12 protein-coding genes are annotated in these 20,388 nt (G+C 44.8%); 3 read left to right on the forward strand and 9 right to left on the reverse strand.

All coding sequences use genetic code 11. The features are described 5' to 3' along the window. Positions 1–206: 206 nt before the first annotated feature. The 3 genes from AC50YG_RS07145 to AC50YG_RS07155 all read left to right on the forward strand — a co-directional run bounded on the left by AC50YG_RS07145 (position 207) and on the right by AC50YG_RS07155 (position 4,440). Entirely contained in the window at positions 207–962 is a 756-nt protein-coding gene (locus AC50YG_RS07145) for a LytR/AlgR family response regulator transcription factor (protein WP_494825771.1), read from the forward strand. After that, the gene (locus tag AC50YG_RS07150; RefSeq protein ID WP_494825772.1) at positions 949–2,232 is read left to right on the forward strand and encodes a GHKL domain-containing protein; all 1,284 of its coding nucleotides are present in this window, start codon (positions 949–951) and stop codon (positions 2,230–2,232) included. Before AC50YG_RS07145 ends, AC50YG_RS07150 begins: the two co-directional genes overlap by 14 nt. A 141-nt stretch (positions 2,233–2,373) precedes the next feature. Beyond that, complete coding sequence (locus tag AC50YG_RS07155; RefSeq protein ID WP_494825773.1) at positions 2,374–4,440, forward strand: serine hydrolase domain-containing protein; 2,067 nt, start codon at positions 2,374–2,376, stop codon at positions 4,438–4,440. 155 nt (positions 4,441–4,595) lie between these two features. Here AC50YG_RS07155 and AC50YG_RS07160 read toward each other — a convergent pair whose 3' ends face one another. The 9 genes from AC50YG_RS07160 to AC50YG_RS07200 form a co-directional block, all read right to left on the reverse strand. Next, a complete protein-coding gene (locus tag AC50YG_RS07160) occupies positions 4,596–9,110 on the reverse strand; it encodes an S-layer homology domain-containing protein (protein ID WP_494825774.1) in 4,515 nt (1,504 codons plus the stop codon). A gap of 226 nt (positions 9,111–9,336) precedes the next feature. Next, on the reverse strand, positions 9,337–10,293 hold the full coding sequence (locus AC50YG_RS07165; protein WP_494825776.1) for a carbohydrate ABC transporter permease: 957 nt from the start codon (positions 10,291–10,293) through the stop codon (positions 9,337–9,339). 2 nt (positions 10,294–10,295) lie between these two features. Further along, entirely contained in the window at positions 10,296–11,261 is a 966-nt protein-coding gene (locus AC50YG_RS07170) for an ABC transporter permease (RefSeq protein ID WP_341281175.1), read from the reverse strand. A 90-nt stretch (positions 11,262–11,351) separates the two neighbouring features. Then, positions 11,352–13,043 carry an extracellular solute-binding protein gene (locus AC50YG_RS07175; protein ID WP_494825778.1) on the reverse strand — a complete coding sequence of 564 codons (1,692 nt, stop codon included), beginning with the start codon at positions 13,041–13,043 and terminating at the stop codon, positions 11,352–11,354. A 123-nt stretch (positions 13,044–13,166) separates the two neighbouring features. After that, entirely contained in the window at positions 13,167–14,708 is a 1,542-nt protein-coding gene (locus AC50YG_RS07180) for a response regulator transcription factor (RefSeq protein ID WP_494825780.1), read from the reverse strand. After that, on the reverse strand, positions 14,698–16,536 hold the full coding sequence (locus tag AC50YG_RS07185) for a cache domain-containing sensor histidine kinase (protein ID WP_494825782.1): 1,839 nt from the start codon (positions 16,534–16,536) through the stop codon (positions 14,698–14,700). Before AC50YG_RS07185 ends, AC50YG_RS07180 begins: the two co-directional genes overlap by 11 nt. A 19-nt stretch (positions 16,537–16,555) precedes the next feature. Then, entirely contained in the window at positions 16,556–18,103 is a 1,548-nt protein-coding gene (locus AC50YG_RS07190; protein ID WP_494825784.1) for a response regulator transcription factor, read from the reverse strand. A 515-nt stretch (positions 18,104–18,618) separates the two neighbouring features. Next, positions 18,619–18,786 (reverse strand): hypothetical protein, encoded by a 168-nt coding sequence (locus AC50YG_RS07195; protein ID WP_341281169.1) that lies wholly within the window; start codon positions 18,784–18,786, stop codon positions 18,619–18,621. 7 nt (positions 18,787–18,793) lie between these two features. Beyond that, entirely contained in the window at positions 18,794–20,344 is a 1,551-nt protein-coding gene (locus AC50YG_RS07200) for an ArnT family glycosyltransferase (protein WP_494825786.1), read from the reverse strand. Positions 20,345–20,388: the final 44 nt, after the last annotated feature.

The raw sequence follows: 20,388 nt of genomic DNA on the forward strand, positions 1-20,388 counted from the left end.
TACTTATGAATGGTTTAATTTTTTCTTAACGATGTGCGGACATCACACTATAAGCTGCCCAAATTAACGAATATTACCTATTCACGCCATTTGAAGGATTCAAATATGCCTTTCATCCAAAAGCTGTTTATCTCAGGCCAAAAAATTGTATGATGTTTAGATATCGTTGTACAATGACGCAAATGGAACTTGGGGAGGTATCCTTTATGTATAGAGTAGCGATTTGTGAGGACGAGGAGCAGCAGAGAGAGCTCGTCCGAAGCATGCTGATTGCTTTGTCGATCAAGTCCAATATCGAATTTGAAATCGTATTATTTGGCTCGGGAGAGCAGCTCCTGTCTCATTATGAGCGGGAAGAAACGCCCTTCCATATTTTAATTCTGGATATTGAAATGAATGGACTGAACGGCATTCAAACCGCTCGAAAAATAAGAGGGCTCAATCGCCTTGATGAGCAAATTGTCTTTCTGACAAGCTACCCGGAATATATGGTCGAAAGCTTTGACGTCATGACCTTTCAATATTTATTAAAGCCGGTAGCCCCTGCGATCCTTGAGGAAAAAATAATAAAGCTATGCCAATACTTTCAAGCGCTTCACAAAAAATTTCTGGTCATCAAGTCAGCCTATGATGAGGTCGTTTTAAAATATGATGACATCATTGGCATCGAGGCGGCCAAAAGCTTAAGCGTAAAGAGCAAGCTGAATTTTATGACCACACATGGAACTTATGAAAGCAAAGGCATTCTTGCCGATTATGCCTCAGCCTTGAAGGACAGCAACTTCTTGCAAATCCATCGATCCATTATTATTAATCTGCTCCATGTGAAGAAGTTTGCGAGCGGGATCGTTCTCATGTCTAGTGGCTTGGAGCTGCCCATCGGACGTTCTAAAATTAAAGAAGTGAAGGATTTTTATACTAAATTTATGATTATGAGGGTTAATGAATATGATTCAAGATAACCTGTTCATTGTATTAAGCATTGCGCTTGTGATGTGCGTCCAAGTCTCTCTTTTCTTCGACTCGGTTTTTGGCAAGTCTACCAGGAAGCCTCGTCGCCTCCTTTATTTCATTGTGTTTATCGTACTGGATTCTCTGTATTTATTTTTTTATATTTCGCCTGTTGTATCCTCGGCTTTTGCGCTGCTTGTCATCTTTAGCTTGGCCCAAGCTTACCAAGTCGAGTTAAAAGCCAAAATCATTTTTACAATCCTTTATAGCGTGTTAATGACCATCGTTAATCCAATCTCGCTTTACATTTTTTATACGCTGGGTTCCTTCGAATTTAGCAGCTTTAATAGCAGCAATGATCAGGATCAGCTTGCTTACACGAAAGCTACTCTACTCACCTGCATCATCATGTTTGCCGTCATTCAAATGATTCGGCTATTCGCCAAGCGCCGAAGCTTCTCCTTGCATTATCGCTACTATTTACTCATTATGAGCATCCCTGTAATCAGCCTATACCAGCTTCATGTGCTGACGAGTTATAGTGAAAAGAACATTCATTATTTCATATCGGTCATCGGGTTTCTTTTCATCAATGTGTTGATCATTTATATTTTTGATATGATTATTGAAAAATTTCAATTTATGCATGAGAATGCCCAATTGCAGCAGCAGATGGACTATCAGGATGCCAATTATGAAAAAACCGTTCATAGCTTCAAATCGATTAAAAGAATCATTCATGATACGAACCAGCAGTTTTTGTACATCGAGGAATGTATTAAACGAAATGAGCTGGCAGCAGCGATAGAGCATATCAAGACAACGTTAAACAAAGTCGAAGACGCCTATCAGCGGGTAAATACCGGGAATCTCGTCATCGATGCACTTGTTACGAATACGCTGACGATTGGCCAGGCGAATGGCATACGAATCGATACGAAGCTTAATCTGAATGCCCAGGAAGTAACGATTGACCGGTATGACCTCTGTGTCGTCCTTGGAAATATGCTGGATAATGCAATCGAAGCTTCAAAACAGGTGCGAATCGCCGAGGATCGCTTCATTCTCATTCACATCCATGCCAATGAATCCGCACTGTTCATCCATATCCTTAATGATATGGAAATGGAGGCCGCCTCGCTGCACAGCCAGAAGCCGAACCCGGAATACCATGGCATTGGCTTAACCAACATCGCTAGAATATGCGATAAATATGGTGGTCATATGACGATTGAGACGAAGCCGAAGCGATTTCATAATATGGTTATGCTGCCCTTTTGAATGAACAATCCTTAAACAATCTTGTTGTTTAGGGATTGTTTTTTTCGTTTCAGGGTCATTCGCTCCATAAGCTCCTCCCTCCTTGTAACATACAAACAGGAAGTAAAATTTGGCAAGGGACTTAAGAGGAGGATTTACAAAATGAAAAAAATGATTGCTGGATTAATGGCTGCTGCGCTGTTCATTATCCCCGTAACCCAGAGCTTTGCTCAGGCAAATAAGGTTGCGGCTCAAGACACGGTTAAGGAAAAGGCGCAGCAGCTCGCTTCGGGGATCGTATCCCATTACGGTGTCAGCGGGCTGCAATATGCGATTCTGGATGAGGGGGCCGTTGCCCTGTCGGGTAGCGCGGGGGTATATGATAAAGCGACCAAGGCGCCCATTACGAAGGACACGATGCTCGGAATAGGCTCGGTTAGCAAAATGTACGTTACGGCGGCAGCGATGATGCTCGCTGATGCTAAGCAAATCGATATCGACAAGCCGCTCACGACATATATTAAGGATTTTAAAATGGCCGATGAGCGCTATAAGCAAATAACACCCCGCATGCTCATGAATCATTCAGCAGGACTATATGGCTCCCACTATGAGAGCAGCATGCTGTTTGATGACAATGATACAAGCAGTCATGATAAATTATTACTCAGATTGCAAACCGAGCGTTTAAAATCTGCTCCCGGCGAATATTCGGTATATAGCAACGATAGTTTTCAGCTGCTTGAGCAGTTGGTTGAACGAGTGAGCGGTTTAAGCTATACCGAATTCGTTGAGCAGCGTATAGCCACGCCTTTGAATTTAAGCGCTACGAAAACACCACTCGATTCCTTCGATCGCACGCGGCTGGCAAAAACATATTTCCCTACGATGGATCAAGCTATGCCCGTCGAGAACGCCAATGTTATTGGGACAGGAGGCATTTACTCAACGGCGGAAGAGTTAAGTAAGTTTGCTGAAGTATTAATCGGCGATCATCCCGATATTTTATCCGCACAGTCGGCCAAAGCCATGCAAAGCCATGAGTATAGAAAAGGCGTCTGGGTAACGGAAGAGTCCAATACCACTAACTATGGGCTAGGCTGGGATGCCGTTAGCTTGGCCCCTTTTGATGAATATGGCATAACAGCCCTTTCTAAAGGCGGAGATACGATGATGTATCACGCTGCTCTTATTGCGCTGCCTGAGCACCATATTTCCATCGCCGTGCTGTCCTCGGGAGGAAGCTCCCTTTTCAATAGCGTTTTTGCAACCAATGTGTTGTTAGAATATTTAAAAGCAGAGAACATCATTCCAGACATCCTGCCAGATAAAACCTTTGAGCCTTCCGTGAAAGTCGATATGCCAGCAGATCTGCTTGCTTATTCTGGATTTTACGGCACAGTGGGATCAACGATGGATATTGCGATTGAGGACGGAGAGCTTGCTTTACCCGATTTATTGGGAGGATTTGTACCTGAACAAAAATACGTATATACAGGCAATGGACAATTTAAAAACAAGAAAGGCAGCATAACGGTAAGCTTTGATGAGCAAAGCAATGGCAAAACCTATTTAAAGCTTAGCTCCTATTTGGAATTCCCTGGCATCGGCCAAACGCTCATGGTTGGTTATAGCTATCAAAAGCTGGACCCTAACCCTCTAACACAGGCAACGAAACAGGCTTGGGAAACTAGAAACGGCAAAAGCTACTACCCTTTGAATGAAAAAATCACTTCTATTTTTTATTTATTGCAGCCGTATTTTGTAAAGAAGATAGCTGTGAATACCGAATATGGATACGCATCAGGCACTAAAATTGTGGATGAAAATACAGCAGTCAACGCTGCTGAAATTCCCGTGATGGACGGAAGAGATGCCTTTGACCTCCATTTCTACACGTTGAAAAAGAAAGAGTATTTGATGATCGACGGCTCCTCCTTTATCCGTGAAGATGCAATCGAGCCTCTTTTCAGCGGAAAATCGTCGGTTAGCACGATACCACCGAGCGGCCATGCCGTATGGTATAAAATTGATAAGAAATCGGCAAATAAACGATTGACCGTTGATGTGCCAGCAGGCGGCGGCTTTGCCGTATATGATGCAGCGGGCATGATCATCAACTTTTCGATTGCCAGCCTTGAAAAATCGGTGACGCTGCCAGCAGACGGACTGATCGTTTTCGGCGGTAAAGCCGGGGATAGCTTTAAAATTGATTTGAAGAAGCAATAAACAGCGCATGCAGTATTGACGTTAAAGCTGCTAATGCATCATAAAGACTATTCCTTAAAGAACAAAAACCGCAAAGCATTTAGCTTTAACGGTTTTTGTTCTTTTCAATAAATTTTTTAGTTGCTATAAACCAAGCGGATTGCTAAAGCCACACATTAGTACTGGCTATATATCCGATACAAGAATACGGCTGCTTCCGCTCGGGTTGTTAGCGCCCGGGGATTAAGCTTATTTCCAGAACCGGAGATTAGACCTTCCTCCACAAGAAGCATGAGGCTCGATTCCGCATAAGCGGCGATATCCTCTTTGTCACTATAGGATTCCAGTGCGGTGAGATTTTGTGCAGCGCCAATTCCTTTGAATTTATCCAGCGCACGGGCCGTCAATACCATCATTTCCTGCCGTGAGATGCTTTCCTTCGGATGGAATTCATTGCTGCCTGTTCCTGTTGCCAGACCTAGCTGCTTGGCAATGCCCAGTGCTTCATAATAGTAGGCATCCGAATCCACATCAGCGAAGTTTTCTTTAAACTCGGCTGTCAGTTCTAATGTCTTCACCAGCAGGACAAGGTAATCGGCACGTGTGATTGGCGCTGTCGGAGAGAAGGATTCCACCGAGCTTCCGCTGATAATCCCTTTGGAGGCCAGCACTTCAATAGCGGGTCTAGCCCATTCTACGCTGCCTAAATCTGTAAAGGTTTTGTGCACGTAAGCCACTGCGTAGGAGCTGAAATGCGACGTTTCAAAGGTCACCGTTCCGCTCACTGTATCATAACGTCCGTTTGGAACAGAGATGACGCTGCCGCTGCCGTCTATATACCAAATGACGATATGCTCTGGATTTTTCAGTTCCTCAGCAGTTGGTACGTAAGGGATAGCGATTTTAACTGGCGCAGCTGGATTGTTCCACGGCGCCGTTACGCCATTCAGTCCCAGTGTAAGCTCAATCAGCGGGCGACCGCCTACTGCTTCAGACGTTTCAGCGGACAGTTCCTTCTTATCGCCTACGCCAATCGTAATGCTTGCGATTTTCCCATTCGTTCCTGCGATGCCATGCAGCATGTTAGCTGGAATGGCTATACGTCCTGCGCGGGTAATGAAAATCAGTTCACTGCTTCCTGACGCCCCAGACAGCGATTCTGCTGGCACTTCAAGCGTGTAGAATTGTATAGCAGGGATATTAGGTACCGTGATAACCGTTGTCTCGCTGCCAGTGAATATTTTTGCCGCCAGCTCGCCAATGGAAATGATTGCGCGCCCCGCTGTTGTATCAACCTTGACCGGCAGCGTTGGAAGCGTCGTTCCCCCGCTTCCTGTAACGGTTACAGAGTATTGCGGTGTAACCGTACTGCTTCCACCACTCCCACTTCCTCCGCTGTTACCATTGCCACTATTACCGCCACCGCCATTGCTTGGTTGGTTTACCGTCAATGTCACGGTGTAAGTGTCCGTTGAGTCTGTAAATCCATCGTTGGCTGTGAAGACCAGTGTCACAGTCCCTGCCAATGTTGGTGTGTACGTGTAATTCTCGGTCGCAGCTACTGCCACCGCACCATCCACCGACACCTTATACGTCAAGCCATCGCCATCTGTATCTTCAAAAATGCTGGCTAGATCAAGTGTATACAGTGTATTCACCGTCACAATGGCGGCTGTCGTTGCATCCACATCTGCCTGGCGGACAGGCACCGTGTTAGCCGTGAGCTTCACCGTGTAGGTGTCTGCCGAATCTATCGTTCCATCGTTCGCTGTAAAGACAAGCGTTGCTTGGCCTGCTGTTGTCGGCATGTACGTATAACTTTCCGTTGCAGCAACAGCGGCTGCCCCATCTATGGAAACCTTGTACGTTAGTCCATCGCCGTCCGCATCTTCGAATATAGCGGCTAGATCGAGCGTATAGGACTCGTTCAGCGTTATAACAGCATTAGACGTCGCTCCTACGTTCGACTGACGTACTGGCATCGTATTAGCTGTAAGCTCCACCGTGTAGGTGTCTACTGAATCTTTCACTCCGTCGTTCGCCGTAAAAACAAGCGTGTATTCGCCCGCCGCTGTAGGCGTGTACGTGTAATTTTCGGTCGCAGCTACTGCTGCCGCACCATCTACCGACACCTTGTACGTCAAGCCATCGCCATCTGCATCTTCAAAAATGCTGGCAAGATCAAGTGTATACGGTGTATTCACCGTCACAATGGCGGCTGTCGTTGCATCCACATCTGCTTGGCGGACAGGCACCGTGTTAGCCGTGAGCTTCACCGTGTAGGTGTCTGCCGAATCTATCGTTCCATCGTTCGCTGTAAAGAGAAGCGTTACTTGGCCTGCTGTTGTCGGCGTGTACGTATAACTTTCCGTTGCAGCAACAGCGGCTGCCCCATCTATGGAAACCTTGTACGTCAAGCCATTTCCGTCTGCATCTGCAAAAATAGTGGCTAGATCCAGCGTATACGGCGTGTTGACCGTCACCGTCGCTTCGACTGTCGCATCCTTATCCGGCTGGCGGACAGGCAGCGTGTTCACCGCAAGCTCTACCGTATACGTGTCCGATGAATCGGTCATTCCATCGTTAGCGGTAAAGACGAACGTTGCATGGCCTGCTGCTGCAGGCGTATACGTATAATTTTCTGAAGCTGCTGCTGCCGCAGCGCCATCTATGGATACCTTGTAGGTTAATGCATCTGCGTCTGCATCTTCAAAAATAGTGGCTAGATCCAGCGTGTACGCTGTGTTTAACGATACAGTCGCAGTTGTCGTTGCAGCTACTGCCGCCTTCCGAACAGGCGTTTGATTCACCGTCAACTCGATCGTATACGAATCGTCCGAAATATCTTCCCCATCACTAGCCGTGAAAACAAGCGTTACTGGAGCTACCGTATTTGGCGTGTAGGAGTAAGCTGTGCTTGCTGCTATTGCTGCTGCGCCGTTCACCGCTACGTTATAGCTTAGCGGGTCGCTGTCCGCATCTTCAAAGATTGTGGAGAGATCAATCGTATAAGGCGTGTTTAGCATTACTTTGGCAGTGTCCGTCGCATTTACATCCGCCTTGCGATTAGGCTTGTTGTTAGGCGCTTCTATAACCGTCAAGTTAAATAGCTTTGTCCGGGTTTGCCCTCCAGATTTGCTGATTGTAGCTGTCAAAGCAACGGCATGATCATCATCAGTTGCCCTTGTCACTTGGCCTGTGCTTGGATTAATGAGTCCGCTCACCGATGCGCTCCATATTATGGTTGAGCCTGCTGCGCCATTTGACGGAAGAATTAGATCCGCCGTTACATCATTTTCTGAGCTGTTCGTTCCCTTGATCGAATCCCAGGTTAAATTCATATAATCCAAAGCTGTAGATTCTTTCGGCGTATAGGACTGCCACTGGAGAGAAGGATACGTGTACCCTTCCACAACTCTCCATACATTGTTAAAGTCCCACGTGGAGTAGGTCGCCTGCTGCATAAGCTCTGCGTCATTTTTAGCTGAGCCTGCGGCCGATGCAGCAGCACTTAAATGATAGTAATAGCTGTTTGTGACATTACCGCTAGGATTGTAGCCAATCAGACCGCCATTGGCATCCCTTCCGCCACTTGCAATACCCGTGCTGTAGCTGTTGCTGACATCTCCCATATTCATCCCAATGAGTCCGCCTACAAAAACAGAGTTATCGCCGCTGGCACTTCCTGTGCTGTAGCTATTGTTAATCGATCCACCTGACTTATAGCCAACCAAACCACCGGCCATTCCATCTGTATCGGCGTCTGTATTGCCTGTACTGTAGCTTTCGTTGATATTGCCTGCATTTCTGCCGACTAGCCCCCCGACAACCGAGCTATTTTTGCCACTGGCATTACCGGAACCAAAGCTGTTATTAATGGTTCCGCTTGATGAATTGGAGCCAATCAGACCGCCCGCTGATGATGCATCTCCCGTCGTCACCGTACTGCTGCTTTCGCTATCGCTAACGGTTCCCTCGTTCATGCCAGCAAGACCGCCAGCATAAACCTGAACATTATTCGTATTTACAGAGCCGCCACTGCTGCTGCCCATGATCGTTCCAGCATTCACACCGACCAGGCCGCCCGCATAAAAGTTATCAGCGCCACTCGTAATTATGCTGTTGCTTGAGCTATTGGTGATCGTCCCTGCGTTATTACCAACCAGCCCCCCTACCGAGGTAGGGTCCGTGAAAGAAATGAGACCGTTGCCCTTGCTATCCGTAACGGTTGCATTCGATGCGGTGTAGCCGACCAAACCTCCGACATGCGCCGTATTTCCTGTAGCCGTAATATTAAAATCAGCCAGCGTCATATTTTTCAGTACAGCCCCGCCACTTAATTCTGAAAACAAGCCCACAAAGTAATCCGCTGAATCCATATTTAGATTATAAATGCCAAAACCATTGCCGTCATAAATACCGCGAAAGGCCCCGAGCGGCGTCCAATTGCCCGTCAAGTGAATATCACCTGTCTGCTGAAAATAAGCTCCCGCTCCCGGAATATTGACGTTGCTTAATTCCACCGCGCTTGATACTTTATAGGGATTCGCAAGCGTACCGTCTCCCCCTGAGAAATTCACCGTATCTTCAGCCGCATGCGCCGCTTGGGGCATCCCCACAGCGAACATGCTTGCAATCATACTGATGACAATAAGCATAGCGGTCGCTCTATTCCACACTTTTTTATCCATTATTTTGGCCCCCCGATTGCTTTCTTTCTCCTGCTTATTAAAGGACGCCAAGGAATCAGCATCTTAATAGCGACGCCTTAGCGTATCAATATGATTATACTAAGATCCAATAAAAGAATAATAAAAGAATTTAGGGATAAAATGCGAAAAACCGCGGAGCACTGGGCTTTCGCGGTTTTTGTTAAAGGAGTAATATTTTATTATTGGCGCTTATCGACTCATTGCACTATTCCTTTACACTGCCTACGTTCAATCCCACCACAAAGTACTTCTGGAGGAACGGATATACAAGGAGAATCGGCACCGCTGCGACCACTGTAACCGCAGCACGAATCGATAATGGCGTTACCATTGAAATCGAATCCTTCGTCGCCCCTGCTCCATTCGCCACGGAAGGGTTGCTATTGGAATTCATCGTCGAGGATAAAAGCTTCATCAGCTCGTATTGCAATGTGCTTAGCTCTTGTCTTGAGGACGTGTATAGAAACGCATCGAACCAGGAATTCCAAGCCCCTACAGCTACAAACAGAGCTATGGTAGCCAAGACTGGCTTACACAGCGGGAAAATAATTTGGATGAAGATTTTGAAATCTCCCGCCCCGTCAATTCGTGCGGACTCTACAAGACTTTCAGGAAGCGTTCCAATGTAAGTTCTTATTACAATCATGTTGAACGCGCTAAGCATCGAAGGAATAATGTAAACCCAGAAGCTGTTCAGCAAATGCAAGTCCTTGATTAGAAAATATCCTGGGATCAAGCCAGCGCTGAAATACATGGTCAAAATAAAGACAAGGGTAATCGGTTTGCGGAAAACAAATTCCCGTCGACTTAACGTATAAGCGAGCATCGTCGTTAGAAAAATGTTCAGTACGGTAGAAAGAACCGTCCTCGCCACCGAAACCCAAAAGGCGTTGTATATCGTCCCCGAAACAAAAACCGCCTTGTAGTTTTGCAAAGTCCATTCCCTCGGCCACAAATAGATACCGCCGCGAATCGTATCATTCCCTACATTTAAGGAAACGGCGATCGTATTCAGAAAAGGATATAACGTAACGACTACCAGAATCAGCATGAAAATGGTATTAAATGTGTTAAAAAGAATCGGTTCCATTCCGGAAGTACCCAAGCCTCTGCTCAGCGATCGGCCTGAAGCTTTTTTTCGACTGATTGGTTGATTTTCCATATCTATAACAGCCTCTCTTCCCCGAGTCGTTTAGCTGTCCAGTTCGCGAGCAGCAGCATCGTTATGCTAACAACTGTTTTGAAAATGCCGCCAGCGGTAGCGAGCGAGTAATTGCCTTGAGCGATCCCGTATTTTAAAACAAAAATATCTATCGTTTCTGACCAGTCGACAACTAGGCCGTTTCCAAGCAAATACTGCACTTCAAATCCGGCATCCATAATATGTCCGATCGACATAATCAACAAAATGACAATGGTCGATTTCATACCCGGCAGGGTCACATTGAGCATCTTCCTGTAGCGGTTTGCGCCATCAATTTCAGCTGCTTCATACAGCGCAGGATCAATTGAAGCCAGAGCGGCCAAATAAATAATCGTGCTCCAGCCGACCTCTTTCCATATATGTGATGCACCAACGACTCCCCAGAAATACTCTCCCTTGCTTAGCCATAGGATCGGCTCATTAATCAAATGCAGCCTCATCAGCACATCATTAATGATCCCGTCGGATGCCAGCGAGGTGGCTACAATCCCGGTCACAATAACCCAAGACAAAAAGTGAGGCAAATAAGAAATCGTCTGGACCATTCTTTTCCACAATACTTTTTTTATTTCGTTTAATAGCAATGCCAATATAATAGCGGTGGCAAAGCCAAGCACCAGGTTAATCAGACTCATCCCGAGCGTATTGCGTAATACGCGCCAAAAACGATCATCGCTAAATAAAAATTCGAAATGCTTAAAGCCAACCCACTTCTGCTGGCTAAAATCACGCGCTGGCTTATAGTCTTGAAAAGCCATCGTCCAACCCCATATGGGAACATAAGAAAACAAAATGATATAAAGCATGAGTGGAACAGACATAAAAATGAGTTGTTTCTGACCTTTAATGACGTTCCAGTTCATTCGTTGTTTTATTCCTTTTTTAGCATTCCGGACGGCTTTCTTCTCCAATAAAGTCTCATCCATTCATTCCCGCTCTCCCCACAAGCCTTAATTTCAGAAAGAGAGGAAGGCATGATTAATGCCTTACCTCTTGCTGATTCTCAAACGAATGTCTTATTTGCTCCAATCCTTAATTCTTTGCTGAATGATTGTATTGATTCGATCTTCATAAGCCTTAACATTGGTGTTACCAATCTCAGCGGTATAATCGTTCCAGACCTGCTCAAAATCGGCCGGTTTTGCCAAAATAGCTTTTGGAAGGAATTTGGAAGATAGTTCATTCAACTTCGTATTTGCGATTTTGGCATCTGAGCCATCCACTAAATCGATGCTCCAAGCCGGATAATAAATCGGGTTTGCTGGCGGCTCGCTGAAGAAGTCCACATAGCTGTTAAAGCCGTAAGCTGCTAGTACCTCTTTGTCGAAGTCCTTCAGACCTGCTTGATATTCCTCAGGCTGAGCTGCCCCATCCGTAGAGTTGCCGTCGCTGAAGCTGCCTTCAGTCTTAGGCAAAAACTTAAATAAGGTATCCGCTTTATTTGCTAATTTCCAAGTTGCATCTGAGAATTTATCACGCTGCTCTTGTGTCTTCATGAATCGACCATTCTCATTGACGATGTAGTCTTCTTCGACAAAGCCCCATGAGAGCGTTTTTTGCCAATCCTCCGTCATAAGAGCATCCAGGAATTTAATAATTCTTTCTGGATTCTTGGCATTAACGGTAATACCGAAGCCATTGTTTAAATTAAGCGGACCAAGGTCACGATAATAATCTTTAATGCTCGCATCGTAAACCAAAGGCAAGCCTACATAAGTTCTATTGTCTTTTCCTTGGGTAGTCAAGGAGTCCTCTGCCGCTTGGAAATTCCAGTGCTGATCAAACATCCCCAGAACCGTGCCGCTTGACAATTTAGCCATGTACTGATCATAGTTTTGTGTGAAAGTCTCTTTATCAAGAAGTCCAAGGCTATTGATTTCATTAAGCTTTTGGTAATACTTTTTGGAAAAATCTTTATTCGAGAATATTTCCGCTACTCCATCCTTTACAACAACTCCGCCATCGTTCGGGTGCCCGATTAAATGCTGCGGAGCGTTGAACAAGCCCCAGTTTCTCCAATCGCTGTTCAAAATCTCGAACCCGATGGTCGGACTGCCGTCAATCGTCGGGTATTTCTCTTTATATTTGGCAATCAAATCGAAATACTCGTCCAGTGTTTTGACCTTCGGATAATTGAATTCCTTCAATACTTCCTTCTGTATCCAGAATGCAGGCCCTGAGTACCATGTACTGTTTACTTTCCCGTTATATACGCCATAGTTCGGCAAAGTATAAATATGTCCGTCGGTAGGATCCTTCATCATGTTCCAGAAATCTGCATAATGCGCCTTAAGATTAGGAGCATGCTGTTCGATGAGATCCTCAAGCGGAATAAGGGCACCTGCCGTAACCAGCTTCGTATTGGAGGTCATTACATCTGGAAAATCTGAGCCTGCAATCATTACGCCGAGTTTTTGCTCACTATCACCAGCGAGAAATTCAAAATTAAGTGTTGCTCCCAATTCATCTTTGATCTTCTTATACACCTTGTTATCAGGTGTCGGCTGCTGGCCGGCTTCCCCGATATAGAAACTAATTTCAAACGGCTCCACTTTTGCCGTTCCATCTCCGCCTGCTGCCGATGTTGAAGAGTTGTTGTTTTTGCCGGTGTTTGTATTATTATTTCCGCTGCATCCCGACAGAACCACGCTAAGCGACAACAGCATAACCATACTGAGCCTAAACAGCGGTTTGGACTTGCCCCCCATGTAAAGCACCTCCATCTAATTTTAGCTACATGAAATACCAATTCTTGCATGTAACCTCTCTACATTATAAAAGCGCTTTCATTATTCAACTATTGCTTAATTATAGTTTTAACCCTAAAAACTTTATAACTTATTGCTTTTATACTTATTCGGAGACATCCCCAGCCTTTTTTCAAACTCCTTCAAAAAATGACTGTAATTGCTGTAACCAACAAGCTCCGCGATTTCGCAGTTTTTCAGCTTATTATGCTCAAGGAGACTTACCGCCTCAGCGATCCGAAGGTCATGGACCGATTCATTAAAGCCAAGTCCATTCTTCTTCATCAGCAGCTGACCCAAATAAACCGGATTCAAATAAAAAACTTCCCCTAGCTTCTTGATTGTAAGATTTTCGCGAAAATGCTCTTGTATATAGCCGTTGATTTTCTGCACAATACCCTGCGATTTTCGCGTCTGCTCCTTTAATAGGAGCTCTATGCTCTCTTCGCCGCATACTAAGAGCCGACTTAAAAGATCATTGAGATGAAGCACAGATCCAGATATTTCCTGAATGCTGTATTTTCCGAGCATGGCTTCGGCTGGAGTATCGATAGTCTCCCGTACATACTCGATTATTCTATACAAGAGGTGAATGACGATTTTTTTTACGATATCGGGAGCAATAAGCCTCTCTCGGAAGCTGCTTGCTGCTGAATGCACAGCTTCCTGAAAGCTTGATTTGTGAAGCAGCTCAATCGCCCCCAGCATACCGTCCATGAGATGAATGTCATAGTGATAATGAAAGGGCTTATCCCGGATATCGCTATAATAAACAACTTCATTGTAGTCCGTTCTGTAAAAGAGATATGCGATCGCTTGCTTCGCTGTTTGCAAGCATCTGCCTATGCTGAGTAAGGACGACTCTTCCATACCGGCTGCCACAAATAAACGCCGGCCCGCATACCGACGCATCAGCTCGTCGATGACAAGGCAAGCTCTGTCCTCATCAACCGTTTCGATTGTATATCCATAAACGATGCCAAAGCTGTTCTCCTCCAAGTCAATCAGAAACATAAACGGCTCTGGGGCCAGCAGCGATACGGCCGTCTCTCTCAATTCAGCGATCATGAAAGCATCAGCTTGAACGAGATAGAAATTCCATTTTTCCCTTTTGACAGATAGCGTTATGAGCGGCATTGACAGGACGGGCTCCTTCGACATCGACTGCTCCGTCAACAATTCTTTGATCAATGCAACCGTTTCTTCGTATGTAGCAATCTGGTCAAAGCTTTGCTTTTCACCCTCCTGCATCAGCTCTCGGTGAATACCTTCAATTTCTATTTCAGCCTCTTCCTGAATGATAGGCTTCAGCAAATAATGATTGATGCCATACCGCATCGCCCGCTGTGCATATTCAAAATCGCTGTACCCGCTCACGATCATAAAACTAACTTTTTTCGAATGGCGCTGCCGCCAGGCGGCGATCATTTCAAGCCCGTCCATTATCGGCATATTGACATCCGTCACGACCAAATCTGGCAGCTGCTCTTGGATTTGCTGTAAGCCTTCTAACCCGTTGCTGCACGTTCCACAAACCTCAAATCCCAGTTTATTCCAATCAATCCACAGCTGCATGCCTTCCAGAGCTCCCGGCTCATCATCAATTAACAGTACTTTATAGGTCATGTGTTATGCTCTTTCCTTCGTCAAAGTTGTCTAGCTGATGGAGCAGCTTTATTGGAATTTCAAAAGATACTTTCGTCTCCTCATTCGGCTCACTCACAATATTGAAAATCACCAGTTCGTTATAATAAAGCTCCAGTCTGCGATACACATTTCGAATGCCGATACTCATATCGGGCGAGCTTTCATTGCGGATAGCTATCATTATTTCCTTTAGCTTGTCAGGCTCAATACCTATTCCATTATCAGTGATCACGACCCGGAGCCGCTGATGATTAACTGAAGCACTGATTTTAACCGTTCCCAGCCCGTATAAGGCTTGTATGCCATGCTTGCAGGCATTTTCAACAAGCGGCTGTATGCTCATCTTTGGAATTTTATAGCGCAGCGCTTCCTTATCGATATCGAATTTGAATTCAAACTTGTCTCTAAAACGAAATTTTTCGATTTTAAGGTACATCTCAATAAACATCATTTCTTCCTGAAGCGAAACGATATCCTCCTTCCAGCTCAATAATCGTCGAAGCAGCTTGGACAAGCTTTTAATAATATCCGTCACGTCTGCGTAGTTGTGCTTGGTGCATGCAACAAGAATAGCGTTTAACGTATTAAAAAGAAAATGAGGATTCATCTGGCTTTGCAAAAAATTCAACTCGGCCTGTACCCGCTCCATCTCCAAGCTTTTTTTCTGAATCTCCAGCTTATACACGTTGTTGATCAGCGAGTTGATTCTAGCTGTCATCAAGTTGAAATTTTGAATCAAGCCGCCGATTTCATCGTGGCCCTCATCCATATGAATGAGTTCAAACTTCTCGTTCGTCACCTTCTGCATATGCCGGGACAGCCGCTTCACCCGGTAATTGTATGATCTGAGCATGACATAGATGAATATGGATGCGATCAAGCTGACCACTGCAGCCGAAATCGCTACAAACAGCCGCATATCCAGCATAGCATTCGAAACCTGAGTCCCTTGTGGAAGCCCGATCAAACGCCATCCCTTCACATATTTGGCCCTGCCGATTGCTATCTCATGGATACTTTCTTGCTTGTATGACTCTGGCAGCTTAAATACAGGATAAGCATCCTCGATATTCCCCCTCTGATAGCCGCTTTGGGCAGACATAATAATTTGATTATGATCATTGACCAAAAACAAATTCAAATAATCTTCTTCCCGCATGATTACATCGTAAATTTTACTAAGGTCGATATCGATTCGAAGCAGCTTGTCATACTTATTGTAGGAATCATAGTAGTTCATACGTTCGATGATGCTGAAATAGGGGACAGTTGAAACCATATCATTCACTCCAGCTGCGCGGTATGCTGAAACGATTACCGGATCGGTCGCCTTCTCCCACTGTTTGTACCATTCGCTTTTCAGCACATTATCATTGATCTTGTGGTAGTTGCCTCCCGACACAACCGATTGATTGTCTGTAAAAATACTGATGCGTGAAATTTGATTATTGACCGGTATATAACTATTCACCCGGTTTCGAAGCTGTTCATCGAACGCTTCATAGAAATCGGCCTGATTTTCATAGGTACGGTCCAGCATTTCATACAACGTCTTATCGGTGTACAAGGCATGGCTGACAGCCACCCCGCCGTTTATATAATCATCAATATCCTTTCTCGCCCGCTCCAGCGATATTTCAACATTCTGCTCATCGCGCGACTTGATCAAGTCAGCCATCCGGTCCATAAACAGCAGATTAATGACGATAATCGGCAGAAGAATGCCTACGAAAAAAATAAGAAGAAACTTGTAATTTAAAGGAATATCGTTCACAATTGTACCGAATCTGAATCTTCTTCCCCTCATTTGTACACCATCCCTGCCGCTAACGCTTCCTGTTTTCGAAATCCGTTTTAAATACCGACGGCAAAACCCCAGTGTGCATTTTAAATTTATTGATAAAATAATCCACCTTTGGATATCCGACCTGCTGCGCCACATCGGATATTTTCATCTGGGTTCGCTTTAATAGCCGCATAGCTTCCTCAATCCGCTTCTCATTCAAATACACGTTGAACGATTTCCCCGTATGCTTTTTGAACAATTGCCCTAAGTACGCTGAATTCATATGAAAATGCTTTGCCAAATCATGCAGTTGCAGCTTGTTTCGATACTCACGGTCCACATACTGGATCATATGAAATATCGTGTTATTCTCATTTTGCTGGTTTAACGCATGCAGAACGTTAGCAGTCTCCAAGCATAGGCAGCGAACATAGCCCTTCAGAGCGGGATAATCCTCCTTGCCACTCAGGCTGCCGTGTTCTCTTTCCATCCCCATCATAAACGTATCCGGGTTTCCATTTTTTTCGGCCAGAAGCCTGCATATCGTCAATTCCAGATCGGCTGCATAGGCCCTAGCCACCTCGATATCCGGCAGATCGCCAGCAGCAATCGAATCGAATGCCTCTTCTACGCAGCTTTCGATGGCTGCGAAGCTTCCCTCGGCCACAATCTCCGGCAGCTGTCTGAATTTGAGCTTGGACACGACATGCTGCTGGTTTCTCTTCTCAACCTCGTGAAAATAAAACACTCCGCTTTTGCCTTGGGTTCGCTTCTGCTTCCAAACTTGCAGCGCTTGCAAATATAACGCTCGTATTGCCCGGATCCCTTCCCCTCTATCACTGATAGCTATAATGACAGGTTGCCCCAGCTTAATCACCAAATTCGTTTGCAGCAGAAGGGCCTTTTCCTGAAGCTTTCCGTCTGCATTCGAAGAAGATTCAATGAGCAGCCCCGTTCTTCCAATGCTGTCTTGGAAGGAACAAGCGATATCCTGTGAAAAAAAATCTCCCACCTGATGTCTCAAATCGACAGAGAACGAGAGCGTGTCAAACAAGATACACCTTAACTCCCCAGGCTTTTCTTGAAGCTGTAACGAAAGACGAACCTGCTGCTCTAAATCCGTATTATATTCACCTTGAATGAGACGGTTAACCATATGGTTGAAGGCGAAATAATGCTGTTTCATGCGATTTTTCTCATCTGCTTCCTTCTCCTGTAAATGTTGGTTAAGCTTGACCAATAATGTCTCGATCTCCTCATCATCAATTGGTTTAAGCAAATACTCCGCTACCCGTTGACGTGTTGCCGTGAGGGCATATTGAAAATCATCATAGCCGCTTAAAATAATAAATTTAGGAGGATGGGAAAGCATCCGATTCGTCTTCTCAATCAACTCCAAACCGTTGATCACCGGCATCCGGATATCCGTAAAGACCAACTCGGGACGCAGCTCCTTAATAAGCCTCAACGCATCCGGACCGTTTAATGCTTCTCCGCAGACTTGAAAGCCATGGCTTTCCCAATCAATCATCATTTTCAGCCCTTCTAGAACCCCTGGTTCATCATCAACCAAAAGTACGTTCCACATAACCTCACCCCTATCTAAGAGCGCATTTATTCGGTTTGATGTAATCAGAATAAAAGTAAGATATTTCGTCTCCGTTGCATAAAAAAAACCCTCCATTCATTCTTCATCTAGGTTACTATGTTAAGTAAACTAGACTTAGAACTCATTTTAGGGGCTTGAGAGGTATGAAAATATTTATCATCCATGAGCTTCTGATTGCCGCCTCCTTTCTAGATAATTATAAAATGTAAGCGATTACAATACAACATGATAAATTATAGGCTTAATCCCCTATATTATGTATTCTGTATTCATTCCTTCACTCTTCTTGACCTTGGTCGGTATATAGGCCTTCATCCCGCCATTATTAATAGAATTATATTAATATCCAATAAAAGATTAATAAAGGAATTTAGGGAAAAAATTAAAAAAACCGCACAGTACTGAGCCTTCGCGGTTTTTGTTTAATGAGGGATATTTTATGATTGGCGCTTCCCAGGACCTCAAATAATGTCTCTACTCTAACCTCAATATACTCATCTTCTACTGCCCGGCCCTCTGTTCATATCCGCTCCGCCATTTCCCCTTGAGCTGGCGTCCGACTGGGTTATCGCTTGAGCGGTAATGGCCTCACATGAGGCAAGCACCAAGGAGCAGCTGAGCATCACGATAATTAAAATAAAGCCATATCTTTTACTGCGCATCTTTAGCTCACCTCTTTCTTTTCCATACACACTCATAAAAATCCTTAAAGCCCATGTAGGATAACACAATCAGCAATGGATACACCGGGTAGATATAGCGGGACTTGATTTCCCATAGCAGATAAAAGGCGATAAAACCTAAAATGACCAAAATTAAAGAGGTTTCTTCGAATCGTTTGGCTCTAATGCCACTAATTAAACGAATGAGAATGCCGACATACATCAGGAAGCTCATCACATACAGCACCCAGAGCAGTCCGCTTCTATAATTTGAATCGGCCTTGAATAAATCTGTGGCCCACGTTGTATAGCTGTACCGCTCCAGGTTAAAGCTCCTTCTCCCCCCTGTATCGGAGGAGCCATCGTTACCCATGCCGTACCTCTCCACCTGATACGTTCCTTCCGTCCACGTCCAGATGAGCTTTTTAAAATACATTTCCGCTAAATCGCCTGCACTCGCCTCAGACAGCTTATTGCTGATCGACTCCTTAAACAGCTCTACACTGTCCGCCTTATTATAGCCCGCATCTCTTTGATAAATATTGTAGCTTTGCCTGCTGTCCCAAAACCCAAACGTATTCAGGTTGATGCCCATATTCAGCCACATATAGACAGGCGCAGAATTATCATTGACCGATTCCTCTACGACATTCGTGGCCTGCAGAACCTCGTTCTGCGTCCAGCCCGGAACATTAAACAACGCCGCCATTAGGATTAACGAGGCCACGGCCTTTTTCACTCCAATTTTCCTTATATTGAAAATAATGCTGAGCAGCACAGCAATCAGAAAAATGACGCCGATGCTTCTGAAATAGTTGCCGATGGCCAGCAAAATCGCAGCGAGGATCATCATCTTAATCGATCTTGTTCGGATAAACCTCAGAGAGAAATATAAAGCACTGGTCAGAAAAGCGGTAGCAATCACATCGTTATAAATAAAATTGCTCATAAACAGCGCAGGAATATAGGTTGCTCCAAACACTAAAACGCCATAGTCATTTTCCTTGGACTTGCTATTCAGCTCTCTATAGAGCAAATAAATCATTAGTGTAGTAACGAGCGTAAATACAATATTGAAGATTTTGATGACCAAATAATTATCGGGAAATAGCTGCAGCAGCGTTTTTAAGTATAGAACGATGGAAAAGTTAAACGGAAACATATAAAGATATCCGCCCGTGTGGAAGGTGGAATAATCCTTTTGATACAGCATATTCATCGCCAGAGAAAGCACCGTTTCGGAATCATCCGTCGGCAGGCGGGGAAACAGGAAAATAAGCGCGATTTGGAGCGCACACGAGAATAGCAGCGTGGCCGGAATAACGATTTTCCAGCTGTATTTGTTCAGCTTCAAGCAAAGCTTGTATAGAAAGATGCTTAACGCGAGGACTGTCCCTACGATTAAAATAAATAAAACCAGCTGCTGCTTTCCCAAGTGTGGGGTATCGCCGTATTCGTAAAAATGATATTCCGCCCTCACAAAAAATGACGACGCGATGAATAGCCCCATAAAGCCAGCAAGCAACACATACAATATTTTTTGAATGCCCTTAACCATGGACAACCTCCTTACCGCCTCAGTATAGAAGCATTATAAGACCC

The organism is Paenibacillus sp. J31R34 (assembly GCF_059383715.1).